Annotated in this window: 18 protein-coding genes and 1 pseudogene; 8 read left to right on the forward strand and 11 right to left on the reverse strand. The window is 62.5% G+C overall.

Going from position 1 to position 25767, the window contains the following annotated elements:
- Positions 1 to 95 precede the first annotated feature (95 nt).
- The 10 genes and pseudogenes from metH to AC5RUQ_RS13565 form a co-directional block, all read right to left on the reverse strand.
- Positions 96 to 3749: a methionine synthase gene (gene metH, locus AC5RUQ_RS13520; RefSeq protein ID WP_493947850.1), complete on the reverse strand. Its 3654-nt coding sequence runs from the start codon at positions 3747 to 3749 to the stop codon at positions 96 to 98.
- A gap of 495 nt (positions 3750 to 4244) precedes the next feature.
- Complete coding sequence (locus AC5RUQ_RS13525; protein ID WP_493947851.1) at positions 4245 to 5342, reverse strand: HEPN domain-containing protein; 1098 nt, start codon at positions 5340 to 5342, stop codon at positions 4245 to 4247.
- On the reverse strand, positions 5339 to 6538 hold the full coding sequence (locus tag AC5RUQ_RS13530) for a GmrSD restriction endonuclease domain-containing protein (protein WP_493947852.1): 1200 nt from the start codon (positions 6536 to 6538) through the stop codon (positions 5339 to 5341). Before AC5RUQ_RS13530 ends, AC5RUQ_RS13525 begins: the two co-directional genes overlap by 4 nt.
- A gap of 377 nt (positions 6539 to 6915) precedes the next feature.
- Positions 6916 to 7053 (reverse strand): hypothetical protein, encoded by a 138-nt coding sequence (locus AC5RUQ_RS13535; protein ID WP_493947853.1) that lies wholly within the window; start codon positions 7051 to 7053, stop codon positions 6916 to 6918.
- A 571-nt stretch (positions 7054 to 7624) separates the two neighbouring features.
- Positions 7625 to 9643 (reverse strand): annotated as a pseudogene (locus tag AC5RUQ_RS13540) (ABC transporter ATP-binding protein).
- Entirely contained in the window at positions 9640 to 11373 is a 1734-nt protein-coding gene (locus AC5RUQ_RS13545; RefSeq protein WP_493947854.1) for an ABC transporter ATP-binding protein, read from the reverse strand. Before AC5RUQ_RS13545 ends, AC5RUQ_RS13540 begins: the two are co-directional and overlap by 4 nt.
- A gap of 159 nt (positions 11374 to 11532) precedes the next feature.
- The gene (locus AC5RUQ_RS13550) at positions 11533 to 12132 is read right to left on the reverse strand and encodes an LURP-one-related family protein (protein WP_493947855.1); all 600 of its coding nucleotides are present in this window, start codon (positions 12130 to 12132) and stop codon (positions 11533 to 11535) included.
- A 39-nt stretch (positions 12133 to 12171) separates the two neighbouring features.
- Positions 12172 to 12645, reverse strand: a complete 474-nt coding sequence (locus AC5RUQ_RS13555) for a class F sortase (RefSeq protein ID WP_493947856.1) — start codon at positions 12643 to 12645, stop codon at positions 12172 to 12174.
- 349 nt (positions 12646 to 12994) lie between these two features.
- Positions 12995 to 14101, reverse strand: coding sequence for an ice-binding family protein (locus AC5RUQ_RS13560; protein ID WP_493947857.1), 1107 nt, complete (start codon positions 14099 to 14101; stop codon positions 12995 to 12997).
- A 375-nt stretch (positions 14102 to 14476) separates the two neighbouring features.
- A complete protein-coding gene (locus AC5RUQ_RS13565) occupies positions 14477 to 15427 on the reverse strand; it encodes a GlxA family transcriptional regulator (RefSeq protein WP_493947858.1) in 951 nt (316 codons plus the stop codon).
- 135 nt (positions 15428 to 15562) lie between these two features.
- Between AC5RUQ_RS13565 and AC5RUQ_RS13570 the strand changes: the two genes are divergently transcribed.
- The 5 genes from AC5RUQ_RS13570 (at position 15563) to AC5RUQ_RS13590 (ending at position 20685) form a co-directional block, all read left to right on the forward strand.
- On the forward strand, positions 15563 to 16201 hold the full coding sequence (locus AC5RUQ_RS13570) for an isochorismatase family protein (protein ID WP_493947859.1): 639 nt from the start codon (positions 15563 to 15565) through the stop codon (positions 16199 to 16201).
- A 118-nt stretch (positions 16202 to 16319) separates the two neighbouring features.
- On the forward strand, positions 16320 to 16676 hold the full coding sequence (locus AC5RUQ_RS13575; RefSeq protein WP_493947860.1) for a DMT family transporter: 357 nt from the start codon (positions 16320 to 16322) through the stop codon (positions 16674 to 16676).
- Positions 16673 to 16993 carry a DMT family transporter gene (locus AC5RUQ_RS13580; RefSeq protein ID WP_493947861.1) on the forward strand — a complete coding sequence of 107 codons (321 nt, stop codon included), beginning with the start codon at positions 16673 to 16675 and terminating at the stop codon, positions 16991 to 16993. The genes AC5RUQ_RS13575 and AC5RUQ_RS13580 overlap by 4 nt, the downstream gene beginning before the upstream one ends.
- 165 nt (positions 16994 to 17158) lie before the next feature.
- Positions 17159 to 19453 (forward strand): catalase/peroxidase HPI, encoded by a 2295-nt coding sequence (katG, locus tag AC5RUQ_RS13585; RefSeq protein ID WP_493947862.1) that lies wholly within the window; start codon positions 17159 to 17161, stop codon positions 19451 to 19453.
- 407 nt (positions 19454 to 19860) lie between these two features.
- Positions 19861 to 20685 carry an alpha/beta fold hydrolase gene (locus tag AC5RUQ_RS13590; RefSeq protein WP_493947863.1) on the forward strand — a complete coding sequence of 275 codons (825 nt, stop codon included), beginning with the start codon at positions 19861 to 19863 and terminating at the stop codon, positions 20683 to 20685.
- 62 nt (positions 20686 to 20747) lie between these two features.
- On the opposite strand, the gene AC5RUQ_RS13595 is transcribed toward AC5RUQ_RS13590, so the two are convergent.
- A complete protein-coding gene (locus AC5RUQ_RS13595) occupies positions 20748 to 21980 on the reverse strand; it encodes a saccharopine dehydrogenase family protein (RefSeq protein ID WP_493947864.1) in 1233 nt (410 codons plus the stop codon).
- A 433-nt stretch (positions 21981 to 22413) separates the two neighbouring features.
- Between AC5RUQ_RS13595 and AC5RUQ_RS13600 the strand changes: the two genes are divergently transcribed.
- The 3 genes from AC5RUQ_RS13600 (at position 22414) to AC5RUQ_RS13610 (ending at position 25346) form a co-directional block, all read left to right on the forward strand.
- Positions 22414 to 22911 carry an HAD domain-containing protein gene (locus AC5RUQ_RS13600; RefSeq protein ID WP_493947865.1) on the forward strand — a complete coding sequence of 166 codons (498 nt, stop codon included), beginning with the start codon at positions 22414 to 22416 and terminating at the stop codon, positions 22909 to 22911.
- Positions 22912 to 23101: 190 nt separating this feature from the next.
- Positions 23102 to 23689 (forward strand): RBBP9/YdeN family alpha/beta hydrolase, encoded by a 588-nt coding sequence (locus AC5RUQ_RS13605; protein WP_493947866.1) that lies wholly within the window; start codon positions 23102 to 23104, stop codon positions 23687 to 23689.
- A gap of 283 nt (positions 23690 to 23972) precedes the next feature.
- Positions 23973 to 25346: a protein kinase domain-containing protein gene (locus tag AC5RUQ_RS13610; RefSeq protein ID WP_493947867.1), complete on the forward strand. Its 1374-nt coding sequence runs from the start codon at positions 23973 to 23975 to the stop codon at positions 25344 to 25346.
- The last annotated feature ends 421 nt before the right edge of the window (positions 25347 to 25767 follow it).

The following is a 25767-nucleotide window of genomic DNA, read 5'->3' on the forward strand; positions in this document are numbered from 1 at the left end:
TCAGCAGTGAAACCATCCCGGCAGAAGAATTGGCGGTCCGGCTGCCGCCCAGGGGTTTTGGCCTCCACACGCGCAGGCCGAAGACCGCCCCCAGCTCACACCTTGAAGTACTTCGCCTCCGGGTGGTGGAACACGAACGCGTCGGTGGACTGTTCGGGGTGCAGCATCAGCTCATCGCTCAGGATCACGCCCATCCGCTCAGGCTTCAGCAGCTCGGTCACCTTGCGGCGGTCCTCCATGTCCGGGCACGCGGGGTAGCCGAGCGAGAACCGGGCACCGCGGTAGTCGAGCTTGAAATACCCTGCCGTGTCCTTCGGCTCCTCGGCCGCGAAACCCAGCTCCTTGCGGATGCGGGCGTGCCAGAACTCCGCCAGCGCCTCGGTGAGCTGCATGACCAGGCCGTTGAGCTCGTAGTAGTCGCGGTACTGGTTGGCGGCGAACATCTTGGACGTGAACTCTTCGATCTTTGAGCCGGCGGTGACCAACTGCACCGGCAGCACGTCGATCTTCCCCGATTCGCGCGACTTCACGAAGTCCGCCAAGCACAGGTGCCGGTCGCGGCGCTGGCGCGGGAAGTCAAAGCGCAGCCGGTCGGTGCCGATCGGACCGCCTGAACCACCGTCGGGGGCGAGCAGGCCCGCGGTGCCAAGGACGCCGTCGTGATCCTCCCCGTGGTGGAGCACCACCACCTGTTCCCCCTCGGAGACCACCGGGAAGTAGCCGTAGGCGACCGACGCATCAAGCATGCCCTCGGCGAGGATGCGGTCCAGCCAGTACCGCAGGCGCGGCCGGCCCTCGAGTTCCACCAGTTCCTCGTAGGAAGCCCCGTCCTCGCCGCGGCCGGGCTTGAGGCCCCACTGCCCCATGAACGTGGCGCGCTCGTCGAGCAAGGCCGCGTAGTCGTGGAGCGCGACGCCGCGCACGATGCGCGTGCCCCAGAACGGCGGCGCAGGGACAGGGTTGTCGGTTGCGACGTCGGACCGGCCGGGCATTGCCTCGGGCTCGGTCACCGTGAACTTCGCGCCGCCCTTATGGATGCGCTTTTTCAAAGGCGGCAGGCCGACGTCGTCCGGTGACTCGCCGCGGGCAACGCGCACCAGCGGTTCCATCAGGGCGAGGCCCTCGAAGGCGTCCTTGGCGTACCGGACCACGCCGTCAAACTGCTCGGCCAGGTCCTGCTCCACGTAGGCGCGGGTGAGGGCGGCGCCGCCGAGGATGATGGGCCACTTCTTCGCGAGGCCGCGGGACTGCAGCTCGGCGAGGTTCTCCTTCATCACCACGGTGGATTTCACGAGCAGCCCGGACATGCCGATCACGTCGGCGTTGTGCTCCTCGGCCGCGGCCATGATCTCAGCGATGCCCTGCTTGATGCCGATGTTGATGACTTTGTAGCCGTTGTTGGTGAGGATGATGTCCACCAGGTTCTTGCCGATGTCGTGCACGTCGCCGCGCACGGTGGCGATCACCATGGTGCCCTTGCCCGAGGAGTCCGACTTCTCCATGTGCGGTTCGAGCAACGCGACGGCGTTCTTCATCACCTCGGCGGACTGCAGCACGAACGGCAGCTGCATCTCGCCGGCGCCGAAGCGCTCGCCCACCACCTTCATGCCCTCGAGCAGGTGGTCGTTGATGATGCCCAGCGGGGTCATGCCCTCGCTGCGTGCCAGGTCCAGGTCCTCTTCCAGGCCCTTGCCCTCGCCGTCAATGATGCGCCGTTCCAGGCGCGCGCCCGTGGGCAGCGCGGCGAGTTCGGCGGCGCGCTGGTCCTTGAGCGCTGCGGTGTCGACGCCGGCGAACATGTCCAGCATGATGGCCAGGGGGTCGTAAGTGGTGTTGCCGTCGGCGTCGTATTCGCGGCGGTCCCAGACGAGGTCCAGGGCCACCTTGCGCTGTTCCTCCGGCAGTGAGGCGAGCGGCACGATCTTGGCGGCGTCGATGATGCCGCTGGTCAGGCCCGCCTGCACGGCCTCGTGCAGGAACACGGAGTTAAGGACGATGCGCGCGGCCGGGTTCAGGCCGAAGGATACGTTGGAGACGCCGAGCGTGGTGTTGATGCCCGGGTACTTGGCGGTGATCTGGCGGATGGCCTCGATGGTTTCGATGCCGTCCCGACGGGTCTCTTCCTGGCCGGTGGCGACGGGGAAGGTGAGGCAGTCGACGATGATGTCCTCGACGCGCATCCCCCATTCGCCCACCAGGGCGTCGACGAGGCGCGAGGCGATGGCCACCTTGCCCTCGGTGGTGCGTGCCTGGCCCTCTTCGTTGATGGTCAGGGCGATCACGGCGGTGCCGTGTTCCTTCACGAGCGGCATGATGCGCGCGAAGCGGCTGTCCGGACCGTCGCCGTCCTCATAGTTGACGGAGTTGACCACCGGGCGCCCGCCGATGTGTTCGAGCCCGGCCTGAAGTACGGCCGGTTCTGTGGAGTCCATGACCAAAGGGAGCGTGGAGGCCGACGCGAAACGCGAGACGATCTCCTTCATGTCGGCCACGCCGTCGCGCCCTACGTAGTCGATGCAGACGTCCAGCAGGTGCGCGCCGACGCGGATCTGCTCGCGGGCGATGTCCACGCAGTCGTCCCAGCGCTCTTCGAGCATCGCCTGGCGGAAGGCCTTCGAACCGTTCGCGTTGGTGCGCTCACCGATGGCGAGGTAGGAGGCGTCCTGGTCGAAGTTCACGTGCTGGTAGAGGGAGGCGACGCCGGCTTCGCGCTCGGTGGGGACGCGGGCGGGGGTGTTGCTGTCGGCGCCCGTGTTGGTGCCTTTGGCTGCGTTGCGGAAGGGCGCAAGGCGTTCGACGACGGCGGCCATGTGCTCCGGCGTCGTACCGCAGCAGCCGCCCACCAGGCCCAGGCCGAACTCACGCACGAACTGCTCGTGCGCGGTGGCGAGTTCGGTGGGGGTGAGCGGGTAGTGCGCGCCGTTGGCGCCGAGGATGGGCAGGCCGGCGTTGGGCATGCAGGCGATGGCCACGGAGGACTGCTTGGAGAGGTGGCGCAGGTGCTCGCTCATCTCGTCCGGGCCGGTGGCGCAGTTGAGGCCGATGGCGTCAACGCCGAGCGGCTCGAGCGCGGTGAGTGCGGCGCCGATTTCGGAACCCATGAGCATGGTTCCGGTGGTCTCGACCGTTACCTCGACGAAGATGGGGAGGCGGATGCCGCGGGTGACGATGGCCTGCTTGCAGCCGTTGACCGCAGCTTTGGTCTGCAGGAGGTCCTGGCTGGTTTCGATGAGGAAGGCGTCCGCGCCGCCGTCGATGAGGCCCTCGGCCTGCAGGGCGAAGGTCTGCTTGAGGTAGTCGTAGCTGGTGTGGCCGAGGCTGGGGAGCTTGGTGCCGGGGCCCATGGAGCCGAGGACCCAGCGCATCCGGCCGTCTGTTTCTTCCGCGGCCTCCGCACGCTCGCGGGCGATCTTGGCGCCCTTCAGGGCGAGCTCTTCGATCCGGTCGTCGATGCCGTAGTCGGAGAGGTTGGACCAGTTGGCGCCGAAGGTGTTGGTCTCCACCGCGTCGATGCCCGTGGCGAAGTAGGCGTCGTGGATGTCCGCGAGGACGTCCGGACGCGTGTCATTGAGAATCTCGTTGCAGCCTTCGAGGCCCTGGAAGTCTGTTTCGAGCGACAGGTCCCGGCCCTGCAGCATGGTGCCCATCGCGCCATCGGCAATGACGACCCGGTGGTTGACGGCGTCCAGCAGCTCCTGCGAACGGACAGGGCGGGGCACGGACTCAATATCAAGTGCAAAACGAGGCATCTAAACAGGTTACGTGTGGGGGCCGGAACGTTGCGCTGTGTGTCCATGTACTACGGCGGGGGGCTAGGGGTTGCCTGCGTTCCAAGGTCCTTCTCCGGTGCCGGCTTTGGCCGTCATGCCGATAACCAAAGCTATATAAATTAGAAGCCCGCGTATGGCATCAGATGAATCGTCTCGATCCCCTGGAAACTTTAAGGAGCTCTCAACTTTTTTGAGCTTCTGCGGGATTTGCGGCTCTTCGTGGTTGGTGGCAAGCAACGACTGCGACCCCGGTGGGCTGATGCTCCTGTTCCAAGTTATAAACAAGGCACACTTTTCTCAGCATGGCAAGGGCCCCCTTGTCTACAACAACGCAAACTGAATTCAACCACTAGGAGCCGCTTACGGTCGCGATGTTTCGCGACACGGGGTGGGCGGCCCCGATAGTCGCCGTGACGATTGACGGACTAAAAATGCAAGAAGTGACAGGTGCCGGCCATCATTCGACACAAATAGTTAAGGCCAAGGAGCAGCTAGTGACGCAGCCGTGGCATTAGAGGATTCGATCAGATAAAGCTCGTGCCCATCTCGTAACTTCAAATCTGTTCCGATGGTTGCATGCAAACCGTCGCTCCACCGAAGCATAGAGACATCCCCGGCCTCGATCCGAAGACTTTCGATTGTACCGAGGCGAAATTCGTCACCCGAACCAAAGCCAGCGGCAATTTTATCGCCTACCTCCAAAGACGTCCCCTGGCGAAGTACGCTGGCTTTAATTTCTGCGACCTTACCGTAATGAACTGCGGCTATCGGCCCGACGTGTAGCGAACGATGCTCCACAAGGTAGCGAGTTAGATAGTTCTTCAAACTCATATAAAGGCCAGCGGCAAATACTTCAAAATACTTTAAATAGGTGCCCAAATCCTGCGGTCCCATTACTTCCATTGCACTTCCGTGTGCAATTTCATTTCGACGTTCAGCTAAATCATCTACCGTCGAAAGCCCATCGCCCGCGATTTTCGATATAGCCGGAAGCGCAGCTATAAAATCAGTATAGGGAGAGGTCCACCTTGTTTTCTCACATATACGATCGACTCCTAGATCGCGGAAAGCTTCATCAATCAACGTCCTTCGGTAGTTTGCACTGTGGCGAGCATACGCCCAAGAGTTTATGGAGTAGTTCGAGGACCTACTCTCACATGTACTAAGATTTTCAATCAACCGCTTACTCAGAGTATTGTCAGTCTGCCGACTCAGCCATAGCTCATCCCTTAGAGCATCAATCGACTTCTTTCGATGATTTTCCTGTATCTGAAGAGGCAATTTATTGAACTCTGGAACTACGCTAGATAGCGCATTCGCTGTTTCAACAATCATTCCTTCAATAAAACGCTCGAAGGCGCCATACAAAAGAACAAGTTGCATAGAGTATTGCGCTTGACTGAGGGAATAAGGGTCGATACTCAATTTATATTTACGTAGCAATTCCGCGACTTCATCAGGAAGGTCCTTATCTTCCGAGTGAGCCAATAAACGTACCTCGAGCGAATCTCTAGCAAGCAGTGCATTAAGATCGTCTAATGACCGCTGGAACTGCACCAAAACAGCCCTCATGAGGTTCTGCCAAACGCGGTTTTATCCAACCAATCCGCAAATAGGCTTCGGCGGTCTAGTATGTTTGATGGATTTGTGTATCTGCCAGCAAATTGCTCGTAGTTTGCTTCGTAAAAGTCCGGCAGTGACTTTTGCAGCAGTTCTGCACGTGCTCGTAGCTCGGGGGCTTCATTCAACCGCTGACTGAGCACCCACATCATAGTGTCATAAGCAACGGTCGTGGGCCTGCTATACCAATTCCAACGACCGTTTCGCTGCCTCCATAACCAAAATGCTCGCTCACCAAACAAGTCATAAGCAAGAGATATTGTTTGCTTGAAAATGTCGCCCAGCCGATCGAGGGTACTGTGGTCGAAATTATTAGCTGCCTTCAGATAGGAATCGAAATAGTCTCGCAGTGCTCGTCGCAAATGCGAGGAGTCCTGTCGGAAAGCAAAAAAACGTAGCACTAACTCGACATCGAACATTTCACGATAGAGATCATTTTCAAGGAGCTCATCGTCTTCCTCCGCGCCTGCGAGTCCAGCGGTTATCGGTATTCCCCAAGTAAGACTTAGGGCTGGCTCGCGAGACAACTGCAAGCACAAATCATTCATGCGCCCGCCATAGATAGCGTTTCGCGACTCCTGCGGTGTCAGCTTTTCTCCACCACTATTTATTCTCTCAAATACGAGCTGCTTTAGATTCTGAGCCTGCTGTGCATTTTTGGCAGTCTCTTGGAGAAGAATAATTGAAGATAGATATCTACGGTCAATCCCCGCTCGAATGCTTGAGGGCAGGGTCGAGTAAGTGCGGTCCATCAACTCGGGCCACTCCACAAGGCCTTTAAGACCAAACTCATTGTTGTAAAAGTCACTAATCGTAGACAGACGTTGCAAACCATCCATAACCTCGTACTTTCCAAATTCGTACTCATATAGGAATATTGGAGGTATTGGCACGTTCATCACCAATGATTCAATCAACCGCGACTTCTTTTCGATTGACCACCTGTGTCGCCGCTGATACTCGGGTCGGAGAAGATAGCTTCCGCTTTCCAGTAGACCCGGTATCGAATTTAGTGGGTATCGCGCCTGCTCGGTAACAATTCTAACTTCACCACGCACGTACTTCTCATTTATGAATTCATCCGCGGGTCGATCAGCATTAGGTGGAATTGGGCTCAAGTCGATAGGTTCGCCGGGTAGAAGTGCCATGAGTTGATCCTGCCACACTCCTAAAGAGCCCTTGACAGTTAAGCGGGAGTGCTGGGGACGTGAAGACGGTCCGGAGTGCGCGTTGTGAGGCCTGCACAGTGGGCTGTATGACGGCAACGGAATGGGAAGCCGCACAGCAGACAGTCAGGCGAGCCTGAACCATTTGGCCCGCCCGATCCATCAAGTCCCACTGCCTACAAACTGTGCACAAATAAAGACCCTGCTCATCAAGCCCGGAGCCCGCGATGATGTCCAGGCCCTCATATCAGCGGCCGTCGATGCCGGGGCCGTCGCCGTCACCGGGGGCGAACGCATGGATGGGCCCGGGTACTTTTACAGCCAGCTGCGTAAGCAAGGGATACGGCTGGGGTCCTCAACTACCGGACACGGAAGCGGCCGGTGTCCTCCGGGACCGTTGTCAGCCATTGGTTGTGTAACCGGAAGCTGCGGTACTCATTGTCGTGCTCCCGGGTCATGTGCCCCGGGAGGATGAGTGCCTTCAAAATATCGGCCATGGCGGCATTGCCTCGCTTTCAGACGTTTGCACCAACGCGTAGACTCATGTGTCGAAATAGACATGAGATACTCAGCCGGGCAGCGCACAGGCTGGGACCATCAGAAGTACGTCTTTGGCCTACGCCCGAACCCAGTTAATCACGGGTCCGTGTCGCGCCGGTTTCGATCTTCACAAGCCAGACTCCATACTTATAGGAGCACACTCAAATCTGACGTCAGGCAGCAAGGATAAAGTCGTCAATAGGCCCCAAACGGATATTCTCACACACCGGTGAAGGGGTCTTAAAATTTAATCGGAAGGTTGCTGCCGAGCACGCTTGCCCAAGGGGTTTCGGGTCTGGGATGCACGATGTCGAGACACTATGCTGGCCTATTCGCACCCGGCTCATAGTTCATGCACCTCTGGTCATTCCTTCAGGCGAACCGACGGGGGGACCGATCGGGTAGGCGCCTTTTCTCAATAGCTTCTATAACGTGGGTCCTGTCCGGCGATTCGACGACGACGTATCCCGCTGCTGCAATCCAAAAAGGAACAACAGCCAGGCGGAGCTAGCCGACCGGCGCACAAGCTCATACTTCCGCCACAGGAGCCGCGAACTGCGCCTCATACAGCCGCGCGTACGCCCCGCCGTCAGCAAGCAGTGAAGCGTGGGTTCCCTGCTCCACGATCTGTCCTGCCTCCATCACCAGGATGAGGTCGGCGTCGCGGATCGTGGACAGGCGGTGTGCGATCACAAAGGACGTGCGGTCGGACCGCAAAGCGCTCATCGCCTTCTGCACCAGCACCTCCGTCCGGGTATCCACCGAAGATGTCGCCTCATCCAGGATCAGCACAGAAGGCCGGGCCAGGAACGCCCGCGCAATCGTCAGCAACTGCTTCTCCCCCGCGGACACGTTGGACCCCTCGTCCTCCAGCACGGTGTCATACCCGTCCGGCAGGGAACGAACGAACCGGTCCACATACGTCGCCCGTGCCGCCTCCAGGATCTCGTCTTCGGAAGCCGAAGGCCGCCCGTACGCGATGTTGTCCCGAATCGTCCCGCCGAACAGCCATGTGTCCTGCAGCACCATCCCCAGCCGCGAGCGCAGCTCGCGCCGCGGCACCGAGGTGACGTCCACGCCGTCGAGCGTTATCCGCCCGGCATCCAGCTCGTAGAACCGCATCATCAGGTTCACCAGCGTGGTCTTGCCCGCCCCCGTAGGCCCCACAATCGCCACCGTCTGCCCCGGCTCCGCCACCAGCGACAGCCCGGAGATCAGCGGTTTGTCCGGCAAGTAGGAGAAGGACACGTCCTCAAACACCAGCCGCCCCCGCCCAAACACAGGACCAGTAGACGGGGCAGGTTCAACAGATTCCTCGTCCTCATCCAGCAAAGAGAACACCCGCTCCGCCGATGCCACCCCGGACTGCAGAAGGTTCGCCATGGACCCCAGCTGCGCCAGCGGCATGGTGAACTGCCGCGAGTACTAGATGAACGCCTGCACATCGCCCATCTGCATCGCCCCGGACGCCACCTGCAGCCCGCCCACCACGGCAATCCCCACGTACACCAGGTTCCCGATGAACGTCATGGCTGGCATGATCAGCCCGGAAATGAACTGCGCCCCGAAGCTCGCGTCATACAGCTCCGCGTTCTTCTGCCGGAACCGCTCCTCCACCTCGCGCTGACGGCCGAACACCTTCACCAGCGCATGCCCGGTGTACGTCTCCTCGATCTGCCCGTTCAGCTCCCCCGTGTTCTTCCACTGCGCCACAAACAGCTTCTGCGAGCGCTTGGCAATCAGTGCCGTGATCCCCAGCGTCAGCGGAATGGTCACCAGCGCGATCAGCGCCAGCGTGGGAGACAGGATCACCATCATCACCAGCACGCCCACCACGGTCAGCACCGACGTGACCGCCTGGCTGATGGTCTGCTGCAGGCTCTGGGAAATGTTGTCCACGTCGTTGGTCACCCGGCTCAGCAGCTCACCGCGCTGGATTGAGTCGAAATACCGCAGCGGCAGCCGGTGGATCTTCGCCTCGATCTCCCCGCGCAGCCCGAACACCGTCCGCTGCACCACCCCGTTCAGCACATACGCCTGCACCCACATAAACGCCGACGACAGCACATACAGCACCAGCGCCCACGTCAGCACATTCCCCAACGCGGCGAAGTCGATCCCCTGCCCCGGCGTCAGCGCCATGGGTGTCAGCATGTCCGCCTGCTGGTTCTCCCCCGCCGCCCGCAGCTGCGCAATCACCTGCTCCTTGCTGGTCCCCGCCGGCAGGTCCCGGGACACCACCCCCGCAAAGATCAGGTTGGTGCCCTCCCCCAGCAGCCGCGGCCCGATTACCGAGAGCGCCACCCCGGCCACCGCCGTGATGAACACCAGCAGTAACCACGCCCGTTCCGGCCGCAGCCTCCCCAGCAGCCGTTTGGCGGACGGCCAGAAGTTCATCGCCTTCTCCGCCGGGACGTTCATCCCCGCGAACGGCCCGCCCCTCCCCGGTCCGCCCGCCGGACGGGGAATGCGTACGACGTCGGCGCTTCCATTTGTGGAGGCGGGTGCGGCTTTGGTGCCGGGTGCGGGAGAGGGCTGCCGGCTCATACCGTCTCCTCCGCCGCCAGCTGGGAGGAGACGATTTCGCGGTACGTCTCCGAGGTCTCCAGCAGCTCACTGTGCGTTCCGCGCCCCACGATCCTGCCGTCGTCGAGCACTAGGATCTGGTCCGCGTCCACGATGCTGGAGACGCGCTGGGCGATGATCACCAGCGTGGCGCCGGCGGTGCTGCGCTTGAGGGCCTGGCGGAGACGGGCGTCGGTGCCGGTGTCCAGCGAGGAGAACGAGTCGTCGAAGATGTAGAGCTCGGGCCGCTTCACCAGGGCCCGGGCGATGGCAAGCCGCTGCCGCTGCCCGCCGGAGACGTTGGTGCCGCCCTGGCTGATGGGCGCGTCCAGTCCTTCGTCCATGCGCTCCACAAACTCCTTGGCCTGGGCGATTTCCAGGGCGGTCCAGAGCTCGTCCTCGGTGGCGTCCGGCTTGCCGTAGAGCAGGTTGCTGCGCACGGTGCCGCTGAACAGGTAGGGCCGCTGCGGGACCAGGCCGATGTGCCCCCAGAGCAGGTCCGGGTGCAGCTCGCGCACGTCCACGCCGTCCATATTCACGGCCCCGCTGGTGGCGTCGAACAGCCGGGGCATGAGGTTCACCAGGGTGGTCTTGCCGGATCCGGTGCTGCCGATGATCGCCGTCGTCTGCCCCGCCCTGGCGGTGAAACTGACGCCGGAGAGGACCGGCTGGTCGGCACCCGGGTAGGCGAATCCGACGTCGCGCATTTCCAGCTCGCCGCGCCGCACCTCACTGCTCACCGGGTTGGCAGGCGGCCGGACGCTGGACTTGGTGCGCAGCACCTCGCCGATTCGGTCGGCCGAGACGGCGGCGCGCGGGATCATCACGGCCATGAACGTGGCCATCATGACGGACATCAGGATCTGGATCAGGTAGCTCAGGAACGCGATGAGCGTGCCCACCTGCATGGAGCCGTCCTGGATGCGGAACGAGCCGAACCAGATGACGGCCACGCTGGAGACGTTCAGCACCAGCATCACCACGGGGAACGCGAGCGCCATCAGCCGGCCGGCGCGCAGGGCGGTGTCCGTGACGTCCTCGTTGGCGCGGGCGAAGCGTTCGGTTTCGATGTCCTCGCGGACGAACGCGCGGACCACGCGGATACCGGTGAGCTGCTCGCGGAGGACGCGGTTCACGGTGTCGATCCGTTTCTGCATTTTGCGGAACAGCGGCACCATCCGGACGGTGATCAGGCCGACGGCAATGAGCAGCACCGGGACCGCGACGGCGATCAGCCAGGACAGCTGCACGTCCTGCCTGATGGCCATGATGACGCCGCCGATGCTGAGCATGGGCGCGGTGACCAGCATGGTGGCGGACATCAGGACCAGCTGCTGGACCTGCTGGACGTCGTTGGTGGACCTTGTGATGAGGCTTGGCGCGCCGAACCTGGTGACTTCCTGCTCGGAGAACTCCCCCACCCTTTTGAAGATCGCGCCGCGAAGGTCCCGGCCCACGCCCATCGCCGCCTTCGCCGCGAAATACACCGCGATCACCGCGCACACGATCTGCAGCAGGGTGATCGCCAGCATTACGCCGCCGAGGCTCAGGATGTAGCCGATGTTCGCCTTGGCCACGCCCTCGTCGATGATGTCCGCGTTCAGGGTGGGCAGGTACAGGGACGCGATGGACTGCGCCAGCTGGAAAACCACGACGGCGGCCAGCAGCTTCCGGTGCGGCCGCAGGTATTCAACTAGCAGTTTCCAGAGCATGCGCGGCTCCTGGTCCAGGGCTCACGGGACGTGATGCGAAGGTCAGTTTACGTCCGGAGGCTGGGGTGGAGCCGTGCCTTCGGAGGAGAAGTTGGGCGGGTTCACCGAGGGCGCAGCCGCTCCTGGGCTGCCGCGTCTCGTCCTATCGCTTGGGCCGGTCTATCGCGACTGCAAAGCATCCAGTGCGACTGCCATAGCCGCCGCAACCCGGCCATCGAGTCGTGCGCCTGGAAGGGTGATGAGGTATCGATCGCGCAGGGACTTTCCCCGTTCTGATGTCATGAGCACTTCTCCGTTCGAGTCCACAAAGTCGAAGTGGAAACGGAAGGGCGAAGGGACCGCATCACCAATCGGCGTCGCTTCCCATATGCGCCGGCCGATGGCGACACCAACGTTGCGTTCACTTCCGGTGAGTTTGAGCCCGGACGCTTCGAGGTGCCACGTCGATCGCAGCAGGGACTTGGCAAAGTCCTTTCGGAAGCTGCCGATCGGTTGTCCAGTGGCGTCCAGCACGTCGTACGTGGCGCCGAGGTCGAGGCGTTGCCGGGCCTTGAAGGAGAAGATCGGCGTGGTCCTTGACTCGTCCTGGTAGAAGGTCACCTGCTCCTTGAAAGCGGCCCGCTTCTGCTGGGCGACGGCGAGCAGGTGCCCGGCCTGCCCGTCCGCGGTCACGGAACGTATTTCATAGCGATTCACCATCAGGGTGAGCTTCTGTGTCACGGTGAAGCGCTCAATGCCCTGTAAAAGTTCTGCGGTCATGTCGGTCCTCGTGGTTAGAGCGGTCTCGGATAGTTTGACCTAACCAGCAGGTAGCGGGCTGGCCTGGACGATGATGTTCTTACCCCAAAGATCCTCCGTGTAGCAGCTGATGAGGACAAGCCGGCCGGGGACCTTATCCCAGATGGCACTGTCCTTGAGCGTGTCCTTGTACTCGGTGGTGATCTGGTCGATGACAAAGACCAGGGGTCCCTGACTTGTGGTGACAGTCAGTTGATCGCCGGGCGTTGCGCGGGAACTGATCTCGTTGAAGGGGGAAGGGCGTCCCTCCCAGCTGTGCCCGACGATGTACGTCGTATTGGTGGTTCCCGCGCCGGGGACGCCGTAAGGGGTGAGCCAGTAGGCGTCCGCGGTGTAGGGAGGAACGATGGAACTGGACCTCATCTCCTCGTCCGTCGGTGACAGCGGCAGGACGGTCTGATCCATCCCGACGGCGGCATAGGTGATGTGCAGGGGTGGCGAGCTTGCAGCCTCCCGCGACGCACTTTCCTCCACGGATAGTGGCGGGCTTGCGGCGAGCGGCGGGGTTTCCGAGCGGTTGGCAGGCTGGGCCGGCTTTGGAACAACTGCTGGTCCGGAAGTATGCGGACCAGCAGGCAGCGTGGACGGCGGCAGGGCCTCAGGACCTCTTGGCGGTGAGGACCCGCCGCCGCCCAGGAGCACTACAGCCAGGGCTACCGCGCCAGCGAGGGAAAGGATGGCAGCAACCCGGCCCGGGTTCCCCGCCTTTCGCCTTCGAGAACCAAGGCGCCCGGCCGACGACGGCCCCTCCGCCAGGTGCCTAGGGCCGGGCAGCCGGCGGTGCCGGCCTCCCTGAACAGCTCCCCGCCGCATTCCCCTGCTCCTAGCTGCTCCGGCGCCTGCCTGCCATCAACCGGACCCCAAATACGATTGCAGCCGTTACGGCAAGGCCGGCAACCAGTGCGCCGAGAGCCCCGGGGCCTCCGTTTGAAAGGCTTGCCGCCGTATCAACGTTCGTGCCCTGGTTCCTGCCCCCGCCTCCAGTTCCCGCCAGTGGCACTGCCGCTGTAGCAGCAGAAGATTCAGTGCCGTTGGCCCCCGGTGCGTCTGTGGTGGCAGTCGCCGTCGGGCCGTCCGTGGTTGTTGAGGTCGGCGTCGTAGTGGCGGAACCGGTTGCGGCCCCAGTCGCTGTGGCGCTTTCCGAGGTTGTGTCCGTCGGCGTTGCTGTATCTGTGGCTGACGCCGTCGGGGTGACTGTCACCGTCGGCGTGTCCGTGGTGGGCGGCGACGTTGTTGACGTTGGCACGCAGCCGGGGCTGGTGATCACATTCGTATCCAGTGATACCTGCCCGTTGCGGGCAAGTAGCCGCCCTTCCACCCTCGCGTTGGTCTCCGCTGTTATGGAGGTGAGCGCAAGAATGGTCCCTTTGAAGCTTGATGCCGTCCCCAGGGTGGCTGAACTGCCTACCTGCCAGAACACATTGCAGGCCAAGGCACCGTTGGTCAGGATGATGCTGCTGGCGGAAGAGGTGATCAGTGTCGAAGCCACCTGGAAGACAAAGACGGAGTTGGGATTCCCTTGGCCATCCAGGGTGAGCTGGCCCGTGAGGGCCAGCGAACTGGTGGACCTGTACACACCTTCTGTGAGGGTCAGCCCAACAAGGTCCCCGGAAACGCTGGTGGTTACCTGTTGTCCCGCCACTGCGTTGTAGGCAGTGGTCACATCTGACTGTGCCTGGAGTGCCACCGCATCTGCTGCGTGTTTGGCTCCCGCAGCAATGCCGGGCGGAAATCCCGTGATAGCAGTCCCTGGACTGACGCCCAGGTCACCTTGAAGCGTGGACGGGCCGGTGTTGGTCACAGCGGAGCCGGCAAGGACGGAGTAGGAGGTGGCAGTGCCCAGACCTACCGCAGTGGCAGCGAACGCCGGCGACTGCTGCGCCACGAAGGCCACGGCCAGGAGAACTGCGCCTGCGGCACCCCCTGCCATTGCTGCTTTTCGACGGCGGGACGCTCCCGATCTGTGCTGACGTGACCCCTGTTGTTGCGCAGACTTGTGTTGCATGGCAGTTCCTTCCCCCAGCGGGCAAACGCCCAAAGCACTGCCTGACAAGTTGTGAGGGTGCGATACTGCGGACTGTACGCCTGAAATGGTGGCGCACCTAGGACCTCCGACAGCCGCAACGAGGCCGCGCCCGGCTGCCGTAGTTGCCCTCCCGGGCTTCAGTTCGTATCTTGGCTGGTCAAAGGCCCTCAGAGCTGTGACGGGCCCGACGGTAGCGTCATAAACTGCCGAAAAGAATTAAGGCTTATCCGGTGAGCCGTACTGGTAAGACCACAGCGAGCGCAGGGACACACCTGGGCGTTAGACAACCCGCGCGTCAAAATGGCGCCTGTACTCCGTTGGCGTTGTGGAAAAGGCGGCTGCAAAGTTCTGCCGGAGGGTGACGGCGTTGCCGAATCCGCAGTCGGCAGAGATCTGGTCTATCGACAGGTCTGTGGTTTCGAGTAGCCGCCGTGCTGCGTCAAGGCGGCGGGCGCGGATCCAGGCGGCCGGCGTCGTCCCCGTTGCTGCCCGGAACGCGCGGACAAAGGTGCGTCGGCTCAGGTGCGCCTGCGCCGCAAGCAGGTCAATGGTCAGTGGTTCACCCAGATGGCCGAGGGCCCATTCGAGCAGGCGCGAGATTGGTTCGTCGGTGGAGCGGGAAGGAACAGGACGCTCGATATATTGCGCCTGTCCGCCCTCCCGGTGTGGAGCGATGACTAGGCTGCGTGCCACCTGGTTCGCTGCCTCCGCTCCAAGTTTGGTACGCACAAGGTGCAGGCAAGCATCCAGCGCAGAGGCCGTGCCGGCGGAGGTCAGGACATCGCCGTGGTCGATGTAGAGCACCGACTGATCAAGGGCGATATCCGGGTGCCGTCCGGCAAGGGAATCAAAGGCCTGCCAATGCGTAACTGCTCGACGCCCTGCGAGCAACCCCGCATCAGCAACGGGAATCGCACCAAGGCACAACCCTAGAATCGGGACCGCACGCCCGTGTGCCCCTTGAAGCACCTGCCGCAGCGAATCGCTGAGGACGCGCCCGTCGTCGAACCAGGAGGGCACCACCACGACGTCGGCCTCTTCTGCTGCCCCGGGCCCTTTCACCTCGCCCAGGCGATAACCCTCAGCGGTTGTTACCTCGCCTTCCTCATCAGAGAAAAGAAAGGTCTTCCACTCGGCAAGGCCTTGACGGGCCACCTCGTCAAAAACCATCTGCGGAGCAGCGAGGTGAAACATTGTCGCCCCATTGAAGGCGTAGACGGCGATCCTCATTTGGCCCCTTCCACTACTTTGACCCGAATCCATCGTACATCTGCCTTCGTGCCACTGTTGGCCGGGATCGGCACCGGGAAGACTGGAACAGTTGCCAGAAGGCAGCCGAGAGAACCACCAGGGAGAACCAAGAATATGAGCACCCCCCGCCGCGCCCTCATCCTCATCGACGTGCAGCAGCAGTACTTCAGCGGCCCCCTCGAAATTCAGTACCCGCCGCACCAGGAATCCCTGCCCACCATCGCGAAGGCAGTTGACGCCGCCACCGCCGCAGGCATTCCTATTGCCGTCATCCAGCACTCCGCGGGCGAAGGTGCACCTGTCTTTGCACCCGGCACACCCACTTTCGAGCTGCACCCCGAGATTGAACGTCGCAAAACCGGTGAGTGGAAGTCGCTCGTCAAGCGGTACGGCTCCGTTTACGCCGGTACTGACCTTGCCGATTGGCTGCGGAAGCACGACGTCGACACGGTCTCCTTTGTGGGCTACATGACCAACAACTGCGTGCTCGCCTCCGCCGTGGAGGCAGAGTTCCTCGGCTTCACCACCGAGGTCCTCTCAGACGCCACCGGCGCCATCAACCTCGCCAACGATGCCGGTTCCGCCGACGCGAAGACCGTGCACACGACACTGCTCGCGCTGCTGAACTCGAACTGGGCAGCGGTGGCCGATACTGATACCTGGACCGATGCCCTGGCCGCACGGCAGGCCCTCACCAGGAGTGACCTCGGCAGCTCAGCTGTCGCGGGGCTGGAGCTCCTCCCCCAGGCTTAACCAACCGTCCCGGGCTACCCGCCTGCCTTGACCGGTGGGATGCCCGGGAACACCGGAAGCATTCGCGCCGTTGCACACACGGGGACCAAGCCCCAACGAAATCTCAAGGACTAATTTCATGAAGTGGATTCTCCTCGCCGGCGCGATTCTGAGTGAGGTGACGGCGTCCCTCTCCTTGAAAGCGGCGTTGGATAATCCTGCCTTCTTCATCGTGGTTGTTCTCGGTTATTCCGCTTCCTTTGCTTTCCTCGCGGCGGTCCTCCGCAAAGGCCTGGGACTCGGCGTCGCCTACGGCATCTGGGCTGCACTGGGAGTGACGCTCACGGTGCTGCTGGCTGCCCTCATCTTTGGTGAAGCGCTGACGCCGGTGATGATGATCGGCGTCGCCATGGTCATCGCCGGCGTGCTCTGCGTGGAACTCGGATCGCATGAAGAGCCTGCAAAAGAACCGGCAAAAGAAATGGCACGCTCATGATGTGGCTGTTGCTGTCGGCGGCAATCCTCACCGAGGTAACGGCCACCCTGTTCCTGCGCGTCGCATCCACCGGTAAGCGGCGCTGGTACATACCTGTCGGCGTCGGGTACTTCCTGGCGTTCACGCTCCTCACCCTGACTTTGGACCAGGGAATGAGCCTCGGAGTTGCCTACGGCATCTGGGCCGCGGCCGGCGTCGCACTGACGGCCCTTGCCAGCCGGGTCTTCTTCAAGGAGGCGATCACGCCCATCATGATGCTCGGGCTGGCGCTCATTATCGGCGGTGTCCTGCTCATCGAGCTCGGCGCAGCGCACTAGCGGCCCCGTAACGGGAGCTGGAGATTACTTAAGTGCAACGGCAATACCGCCATTTCTCTCATGGCGGACGGGTTCTCCCACCTACACGCCGTCCATGGTCAAATGGGAAGGTTGAACCGGCCGCCCGAGTCCGCTCCACGGCCTCGGCCATATGGAAGGAAGCACATGACCGATCGCCCGGAACACCCCCCGATCCCCACCCCCGGAAGTGCCCAAGGCCTGGACAGCAAGGTTGAAGGCGGATGCCCGGTGGCGCATGGCAGCGTCACCTCGCACGGCAGCGAGAGTGAAAACCCGGCCATCGACTCGCCGCAGCCCAAGGGGCACCGGCCGCGGACCGTCGCCGATTGGTGGCCCAACCAGCTGGACCTCTCGGTGCTCCACAGCCATAACCCCAAGGGCAACCCGCTCGGCACTGGCTTCAGCTACCGCGAAGAGTTCCAGAAGCTCGACGTCGAGGCGCTCAAGCAGGACATCACCGAGGTCCTCACCACCTCCCAGGACTGGTGGCCGGCGGACTTCGGCCACTACGGCGGCCTGATGATCCGCTTGAGCTGGCACGCCGCCGGCACCTACCGCGTCCACGACGGCCGCGGCGGTGCCGGTGACGGCAGCCAGCGGTTCGCGCCGCTCAACAGCTGGCCGGACAACGCCAACCTGGACAAGGCCCGCCGGCTGCTGTGGCCCGTCAAGCAGAAGTACGGCCAGAAGCTCTCGTGGGCGGACCTGCTGGTCCTGGCCGGCAACGTCTCCCTCGAGTCCATGGGATTCAAGACGTTCGGCTTCGCCTTCGGCCGCGAAGACGTGTGGGAGCCCGAGGAGATTTTCTGGGGGCCGGAGGATACCTGGCTCGGCGACGAACGGTACATCGGCGAGGGGCAGATGTCGGAGGAGGTCGGCTCCACGGAGATGGGCCTGATCTACGTTAACCCCGAGGGGCCGATGGGCAACCCGGATCCCAAACTGGCGGCAGCTTTCATCCGCGAGACGTTTAAGCGGATGGCGATGAACGACGAAGAAACCTTCGCGCTGATCGCCGGCGGGCACACGTTCGGCAAGACCCACGGCGCCGGTGACGCCGACGCGCACGTAGGTCCCGAGCCGGAGGGCGCAAACCTCGAGACGCAGGGCCTGGGCTGGCTCAGCACCTACGGCAGCGGGAAGGGGGCGGACACGATCACGTCCGGTTTGGAAGTCACCTGGACCGACCGGCCCACGCAGTGGAGCAACCGCTTCCTGGAAATCCTGTTCGAATACGAGTGGGAGCTGGTCAAGAGCCCTGCCGGCGCCCACCAGTGGGTTGCCAAGGATGCGCCGGAGATCATCCCGGACGCCCACGACCCCAACAAGAAGCACCGCCCCACCATGCTGACCACGGACCTGTCGCTGCGCTTCGACCCGGTCTACGAGGAAATTGGCCGGCGCTTCCTGCAGAACCCTGACGAGTTCGCGCTCGCCTTCGCCAAGGCCTGGTACAAGCTGCTGCACCGCGACATGGGCCCTGTTGGCCCGCACATGCTCGGGCCGTGGGTCCCGGAGGCCCAGCTCTGGCAGGACCCGGTGCCGGCAGTGGACCACGAGCTGATCGATGAGCAGGACATCGCCTCGCTCAAGGCCCGGCTGCTGGACTCGGGCCTGTCCGTCTCTCAGCTCGCCACTACGGCATGGGCCGCGGCGTCCACCTTCCGCAAGACCGACCGGCGCGGCGGCGCTAACGGGGCACGGATCCGGCTGGAGCCCCAGCGCGGGTGGGAGGTCAACGAGCCGGAGCAGCTTTCGACGGCGTTGCAGGCGCTTGAGACGGTCCAGCAGCAATTCAACGCAGCCCAGGCCGGGGGCAAGAAGGTCTCGCTGGCGGACCTGATCGTCCTCGGCGGCTGCGCCGCGGTGGAAAAGGCTGCGCGGGACGCAGGTTTCGCCGTCACTGTGCCGTTCCGGCCAGGCCGCACCGACGCCGCCCAGGAGCAGACCGACGTCGAGCAGTTCCAGTACCTGAAGCCGCGGGCGGACGGGTTCCGTAACTACGTGCGCCCCGGCGAGAAGCTCCAGCCGGAGACCCTCCTGCTGGACAAGGCGTACCTGCTGGACCTCTCCGCCCCGGAGATGACGGCGCTCGTCGGTGGCATGCGCGCCCTCGGCACCAACCTGGGCGGTTCCAGCCATGGGGTCTTCACGGACAGGCCCCAGGTCCTGACGAACGACTTCTTCGCCAACCTGCTCTCACCGGGCACCAAGTGGAAGGCGTCGGAGGCGGAGGAGAACGTTTACGAAATCAGCGACGTCGCCACCGGCGAACTGAAGTGGACCGCCACGCCGGTGGACCTGGTGTTCGGCTCCAACTCGCAGCTCCGGGCGATCGCCGAGGTCTACGCGAGCGACGACGGCAGGGAGAAGTTCGTGAACGACTTCGTGGCGGCCTGGGTGAAGGTGATGGAGCTGGACCGCTTCGACCTGCGCTGATTGATTGATGGTTCCGGGCCGGCTGCAGCCGCGGCCGGCCCGGAACCGCACACTACTATTCCTTGTCCTCCGGCTGGCCGTTTCCGTCAGTGTCCTGTAGGAATTGTGATTCCTTCTGAGCCAAGAGTTGGGCACTAGGCGGCGTTGGCTGAGTCCGGTGGCTGTGGCGACAGTGCCTGCAGCTCCGCTGAGTTTGGACCGGGTGATGGCTATCTCGGGCTCCGTTATTCTGGTTTGCCCTGGCCTGGGTGCCGGGGATACTTCCAAAGCTACGGATGCGTGGTGACACAACATCATGGGCGGAATCGACGTCACCTTGAAGGCCATAACGGGAGGATTCTAGGATTCACTATCTCCCGTGGATAGTCTGGGGCAGGACAACACCCTACGCGAGGGTAAGTGAGAACGTGATCGAAGCAGCTGCTGCGGTAATCCGCCGGAACAATGTCACCATAACAGGCCGGGGTGATGGGCCTGTGATGATGTTTGCCCACGGTTTTGGCTGCGATCAGGCTATGTGGCGGAAGCTGCTGCCTTATTTCGTTGATGATTATCGGCTGGTGCTTTTTGATCATGTGGGTGCAGGACACTCCGACATCAGCGCCTATGACTGGGAGAAGTACGGGTCCCTGGATGGCTACGCGTCGGACCTGCTGGAGATTTGCGCCGCCCTTGAACTTGAGGACGTCATCCTGGTGGGCCACAGTGTCAGCACGATGATCGCCGTGATCGCCGCGGTGCAGGACCCCGACCGTTTCTCCCAACTGGTCCTGCTTGCTCCTTCACCCCGTCATACAGATGACCCGTACGACGGCTACGTGGGTGGGTTTTCGCGGGAAGACATCGAGGGCCTGCTGGCATCTCTGGACAGCAACTATTTCGCGTGGGCCGCGGCCGTGGCGCCCTTGGTTATGGGCAACCCGCAGGAGCCGGAATTAGCGGAGGACCTGCGTGTCAGCTTCTGCCGGACAACCCCGTCCATCGCACGGCACTTCGCCGGGGTAACCTTCTTTTCCGACACCCGCCCTGAACTGAAAAAGGTGCGCACCAACTGCCTGATATTGCAGTGCTCCAACGACCGGCTTGCCCCGCCGGAAGTGGGCGCCTACCTGCACAAGAATCTGGAACACAGCACCCTGGTGCAGCTTCAGGCCACCGGGCACTGCCCCCACGTCAGCGCTCCGGAGGAAACGGCCCGGGCGATTTTGCACTACCTCGACACCCGCTCGTGACGCTCGTTAGCTAGGTCCAGTCACTGATTGCCCCACTATCAGCTGACCTGCAGGACCTGGGTTCAGGCGAGTTTGGTTACCTGGTAAGTGTGGCCGGCGGCGCGGAGTCGCTGTATGAGCACGTTGCCGAGTGCAGTGGCCGGTGTCAGCGACCCTTTCGCGGTCGGTAGCCGGTCGCCGTCGAGGGCAAGAGCGAGTGCAGTCTCCCCTGCCATCACGGCAGTGGCGGCATAGCCGGGATCACCGTGGCCAGCTGTAATCGCCTGGTATCGGTGCCCGTCCTCGGTGTGGGCGGTGACCTGGGAGTGGAACCAGCCCGCGCGCCGCGTGCTGGCGCTCGGACCCGTACCTGGTGCAGGAAGACAGCGGTCGAGCACCCGCCGGGTCGGCGGGAACGCCATAGCGCCAGTGAATGCCCGGATTCCGAGCGCCGTTGCCCTGGCGATAACCGCTCCTGCCGGTCCGCGGGCCACCCCCATCACCTCGCCGTACTGAAGGGAGCGGCCGTAGGCCCAGCCCTGCAATGCGTTGCTGCGGCGCACTATCCGAGTGTTGACCGGGGCCATGATGAATGGCGCGGTCCAGGTGCCGTCATCGGAACGGCGCACAGGACCGGCGTCAGGAGGCTGTTGTGTCGTCGGCTCCCGTGTGCGGTCAGGGCTGAGAGCGTAGGGGTCCGCGCCTAATGCCCTCAGGGCGGTGCTTGATCGCATCGCGTCGAGCTGCCCGCGCATCGATTCGAGCGTGCCTCCGCTGATGCCAGCCTTGGCCTTGGCAACGAGTTGGACCTCGACCAAACCGCCAGCGCCGTCGGCTTCTGCCGCCTGATGAAGCAGCAGTACGGCGAGGTCGGACGGCACAGAGTCGTAGCCGCAGGAGTGCACGATCCTGGCCCCGCTCGTCCTGGCCAGAGCGTCGTAGCGATCGATTGCCTCCCGGATGAAGGACACCTCACCCGTGAGGTCGGCGTAGTGGGTACCGGCCCGTGCGCAGGCCTCGACGACGGGGAGTCCATGTTTCGCGTATGGACCGACGGTTGTGAAGAGCACGCGTGTGTTCGCGGCCATGGCGGCGATTGAGTCCGCGTCCTCCGTGTCGGCTTCGATGAGGGCCCATCCGTGCGCCTCGACCGGCAACTGCGACCGAACTGCCTCGAGTCGGGACCTGGACCGGCCCGCGAGTCCGACTCGCATACCGGCCGGTGCATGCTCCGCGACGTAGCTGGCGATCAGTCGGCCAACGAAACCCGTCGCTCCGTAGAGAACGAGGTCATGTTCCCGAGATGAGTTGTCCATACTGCAGCCTTTCACAGCGGCACCTCCAAGCTGACACGGCTCCTTGCCGAGGCAGGCTGACGGAATATCCGTAATACGCGTACATCGGGTATGGGTTATTCCATAGATGCAACCAATGCCTGTGCGACAGCGGCGCGCGGGCAAGCTGGATGGTGCAGCCTCTGTCGTTTCTACCGATCCAGATCAGGGAATCGTTTGGAGCGGGGTCCGACGGCATCAGTGGTCGTGCTGTGGTTGGTGGCGTTCCTAATGGCCGGGCGCTCCTTTGCAGGAATATACAGCCTAGCTTTACGAAAGATCCGTTATCAGCGATTAAATGGTTAGGTGAGTGACCGGCGTAAAACCCCGTAGTGGCGGCATCCGCCCCAGAGAACGGGCAAAGTAGAACGTAAAAGACTACCCTCCTGTCTGCGGAGCGGCTATGGTCTCGGTCATGAAGCCGATCATCCTCCTCGACATCAACGGCGTGCTCAACCCCAAGCTTCAGCCGGGTGACGAGTCTGATGGGAAGAATGTGCTGCTCTCGGATTTAAAGGTTGCCCTGGTGCGTCGGCTCGCCACCAAAGGGAGGCTCGCGTGGGTATCGACGTCAAATGAGGATCTTGTGGACAGCCTCGAAGCGCAGCTGCAGCTTGAGGTGAAACCGCTGCGCGTGGAGATCATGCCGGAGCCGGACGATGAGGACCAGCAGACGCCAAAGCTGGGGTCAGTATCCAGGTGGTTGAACAAGATGGAGGCCGAAGGCGGCGCTGACTGGGACGCCATTGTGTGGATCGACGATGCACTGGAGGCTGACGTGCACGACTGGGCTCACCAGCACCACCAACCCGTCCTGCTGGAGAAGCCTAACCCTGAGGAGGGCCTGACAGAAGCCCACGTCGTGGCGGTGCAGGTTTTCATTAACGACGAGGACCGGGACCATGCGCCCTGACAGCAGATGCATTCCGCCACCCGCCAAGCGCAGTACGGTCACGGCCTGAGGGGTAAGGGCGTGTACCGTCAGCGTCCGAATGAAAAACAGCGCAATTTAAGGCCCGGGGCCTTACGCGACGCGGGCGTACGGTGGCGGTACTCGCCCGCGGATAACTGGGATGCCAGCTGAACCTCTAGAGTCTTTGCCTATGAAGGCCCCAGCCAATAATGTCCCGGTTCGACCCGTCCAGCGCGTCGTCATCGTTCACGGATATCAATCGTCTCCGGATGCAAACTGGTTCCCTTGGCTTCAAAGCGCCCTTGAAGCTGAGGGCATAGGAGTCACAGTCGTTCCACTCCCCGACCCGGACGATCCTGGCAAAGCAGCTTGGGAGAACGCAGTCAGCACGGCACTAGGAGTGCCGGATGCGACAACAGTGGTTGTAGCACATTCCCTCGGCGTGGTCACCGTCCTACGGGTACTCGAGACACAGCCGGAACCTTGGGAGCTGGGTGGTCTCGTCTTGGTCGCCGGGTTCATTGAACCACTGGAAGCATTGCCGGAACTCGATGGTTTCCTCGCAACTGACGTTGCCGTTGAGCGGGTGGCAACGAGCATTCGGGAACGAACAGTATTTCGCTCCGACACGGATCCTTTCGTGCCGCCGGAAGCATCCGATGACCTGGCCAGACGTCTAAGTGCACGTCTGGAGGTCTACCCGGGAGCAAGACACTTCATGGCAGAGGATGGTGTTACAAGGCTGCCGGCTCTGCTTGACCTGATTCGGTCCAAATAGGGGCTTCCGGTAAAGAAGCCCCTAAACCGCCCTTGTGGTCATGATGGGGCGTTGAGGCGGCGGATCTGAGATCATCCTCAAGCGGCCCAACGGTTTGTTCTTCTGGCGTGCCCTTGCAGGGAACAGATGGATGGTCTGCCAAGGGTGGCGGAACTCGTTTACGATGTAGCCCAAGCTGCTTTATCAGTCCCTACCGGCCATGGTCGGTCTCCCGCGGACCGCTGAGGCGGAGAGCCGAGGACGTCTGCACGCCCGGTGATGAATCCAGGACGTAAGGATGATGATGGCAGGTTCGATACAGAGCGGGTACCTGCTCAGCGGCCGGTACCGGATCGACGAATTGATTGGTGTGGGAGCGCAGTCAAGCGTCTACCGTGCCGTTGATGAGTTACTTCGACGGGACGTTGCGGTGAAAGTGTTCCGCCGGCACCACGGTGACTTGGAGCAGGTCCGCCGGCAGGAAGCGGAGGTGCGCATCCTGGCAGGGATGAGCCACCCGGCGCTTGTGACCCTTCTCGACGCCGGTGCAGATCTAAGTGACCCGCAGGATCCGCGCAGCTACCTAGTGATGGAACTCGTTCGGGGCCCTGACCTCCGGAGCAGGGGTGCTGCCGGTCCGATGTCGGCCGCACGGATGGCTAGCATCGGGCATGATCTGGCTGATGGCTTGGCTTACATCCACCACCACGGCATCGTGCACCGGGACGTCAAACCCGCGAATGTTCTGCTCGTCGAAGGTACCGGCGGCGAGAGCCGAAACCGAGCAAAGCTCAGCGACTTTGGTGTCGCCCTGCTGCTGGGAGAAGGTCACGAAACCTTCGAAGGGGATTCGTCCGGCACTCCCCATTACCTCAGTCCGGAACAGGCGGCCGGTGAACCCTCAGGCGCGGCCGGCGATGTCTATGCACTTGGCCTCGTGCTGTTGGAAGGACTGACCGGGAAGGTGACTTACCCGGGCGCACCTATCCAGTCAGCACTGGCACGGTTGCTGCGCGATCCCCAGATCCCGGCAGACATCGCACCCAAGTGGGTCAGACTGCTGACCTTTATGCTTGCCCGCGATCCTGCCGCCCGCCCGGCGGCCTTGGAAGTGTCATTGGCATTACGACAAGAAATCGCTAGCAGTTCAGGCAGGCGCCGTACGGGATCCTTGGAATCTGTAGAGAACGAAGAGGCCAGGATGAGGGCCGTTCACCGGTACCGAATCCTGGACACCCTCCCCGATGGGACCTTTGACAGGGTTGTAGCCGTCGCCGCGCGTTTGTTTTCGGTCCCGGTCGCCATCGTCAGCATCGTTGACCACGACCGTATCTGGTTCAAGGCGCGGTACGGCACCGACGTTGAGCAGATCGGCCGAGATCCCGGACTCTGTGCCTCAGCAATCCTCCAGGATCATGCATGGGTTATAGAAAGCGCTGCCACCGATCCACGCACCTTGGCTAACCCTCTGGTCGCGGGGGAATCGGGCATGCGATTTTATGCTGGCGTGCCGCTCCGCACGCCTGATGGCTACAACCTCGGCACCCTCTGCGTACTGGACCAGAAGCCAAGAGAATTCAGCAGTGAAGACACCCAGACGCTCGAAAACCTGGCAGCTATTGTCATGAACGACCTGGAACTCCGGCTGCAGACCAGACGAAGCCTCAACCTGCACTAATAGGCAGCTGACTTAGTCGACTTCGAACCTCCGCCTGGCGAGCTCCTGAACGTAGCTCCCCCGCTGGCACCTTTGTTGTGCAGTAGCAGCCTCGGCCGCAGCTTGACCGAAGATACACTATCGGCTCTGGAAAACGGGCGGCGGAGTACCCCTGAAATGGGGTCTTCGGCGTGGTTTCAGTCGTTGAAGCGCAGGGAGTCGTCGGACTCACGCAAGTATGAACTCGCTGTTCTGGCATGGGTCATGGAAGACCTGGAAGCCGAATCCCATCGTTGACGCTCCGAACAGCTGAGGTACCTTGCGGCAGCCTGGGTAGTAGGGGTAGCAAGGAAAAGATGACCCACGAATGGACCTGAGGCGCATCACTGTCGCAAGGGATCTTTATCGGTTAAGGGATGCCTTGGGTCGACTCACAACCACC

This window comes from Arthrobacter sp. MDT2-3 (assembly GCF_059090465.1).

Excerpts from the sequence above, each read along its gene's own strand:
- AC5RUQ_RS13545 (WP_493947854.1), bottom strand. The coding sequence starts at position 11,373 with ATGCTCTGGAAACTGCTAGTTGAATACCTGCGGCCGCACCGGAAGCTG.
- katG (WP_493947862.1), top strand. The coding sequence starts at position 17,159 with ATGACCGATCGCCCGGAACACCCCCCGATCCCCACCCCCGGAAGTGCC.
- AC5RUQ_RS13595 (WP_493947864.1), bottom strand. The coding sequence starts at position 21,980 with ATGGACAACTCATCTCGGGAACATGACCTCGTTCTCTACGGAGCGACG.
- AC5RUQ_RS13530 (WP_493947852.1), bottom strand. The coding sequence starts at position 6,538 with ATGGCACTTCTACCCGGCGAACCTATCGACTTGAGCCCAATTCCACCT.
- AC5RUQ_RS13525 (WP_493947851.1), bottom strand. The coding sequence starts at position 5,342 with ATGAGGGCTGTTTTGGTGCAGTTCCAGCGGTCATTAGACGATCTTAAT.
- AC5RUQ_RS13550 (WP_493947855.1), bottom strand. The coding sequence starts at position 12,132 with ATGACCGCAGAACTTTTACAGGGCATTGAGCGCTTCACCGTGACACAG.
- AC5RUQ_RS13610 (WP_493947867.1), top strand. The coding sequence starts at position 23,973 with ATGGCAGGTTCGATACAGAGCGGGTACCTGCTCAGCGGCCGGTACCGG.
- AC5RUQ_RS13535 (WP_493947853.1), bottom strand. The coding sequence starts at position 7,053 with ATGGCCGATATTTTGAAGGCACTCATCCTCCCGGGGCACATGACCCGG.
- AC5RUQ_RS13580 (WP_493947861.1), top strand. The coding sequence starts at position 16,673 with ATGATGTGGCTGTTGCTGTCGGCGGCAATCCTCACCGAGGTAACGGCC.
- AC5RUQ_RS13600 (WP_493947865.1), top strand. The coding sequence starts at position 22,414 with ATGAAGCCGATCATCCTCCTCGACATCAACGGCGTGCTCAACCCCAAG.
- AC5RUQ_RS13575 (WP_493947860.1), top strand. The coding sequence starts at position 16,320 with ATGAAGTGGATTCTCCTCGCCGGCGCGATTCTGAGTGAGGTGACGGCG.
- AC5RUQ_RS13605 (WP_493947866.1), top strand. The coding sequence starts at position 23,102 with ATGAAGGCCCCAGCCAATAATGTCCCGGTTCGACCCGTCCAGCGCGTC.
- AC5RUQ_RS13560 (WP_493947857.1), bottom strand. The coding sequence starts at position 14,101 with ATGGCAGGGGGTGCCGCAGGCGCAGTTCTCCTGGCCGTGGCCTTCGTG.
- AC5RUQ_RS13570 (WP_493947859.1), top strand. The coding sequence starts at position 15,563 with ATGAGCACCCCCCGCCGCGCCCTCATCCTCATCGACGTGCAGCAGCAG.
- metH (WP_493947850.1), bottom strand. The coding sequence starts at position 3,749 with ATGCCTCGTTTTGCACTTGATATTGAGTCCGTGCCCCGCCCTGTCCGT.
- AC5RUQ_RS13565 (WP_493947858.1), bottom strand. The coding sequence starts at position 15,427 with ATGAGGATCGCCGTCTACGCCTTCAATGGGGCGACAATGTTTCACCTC.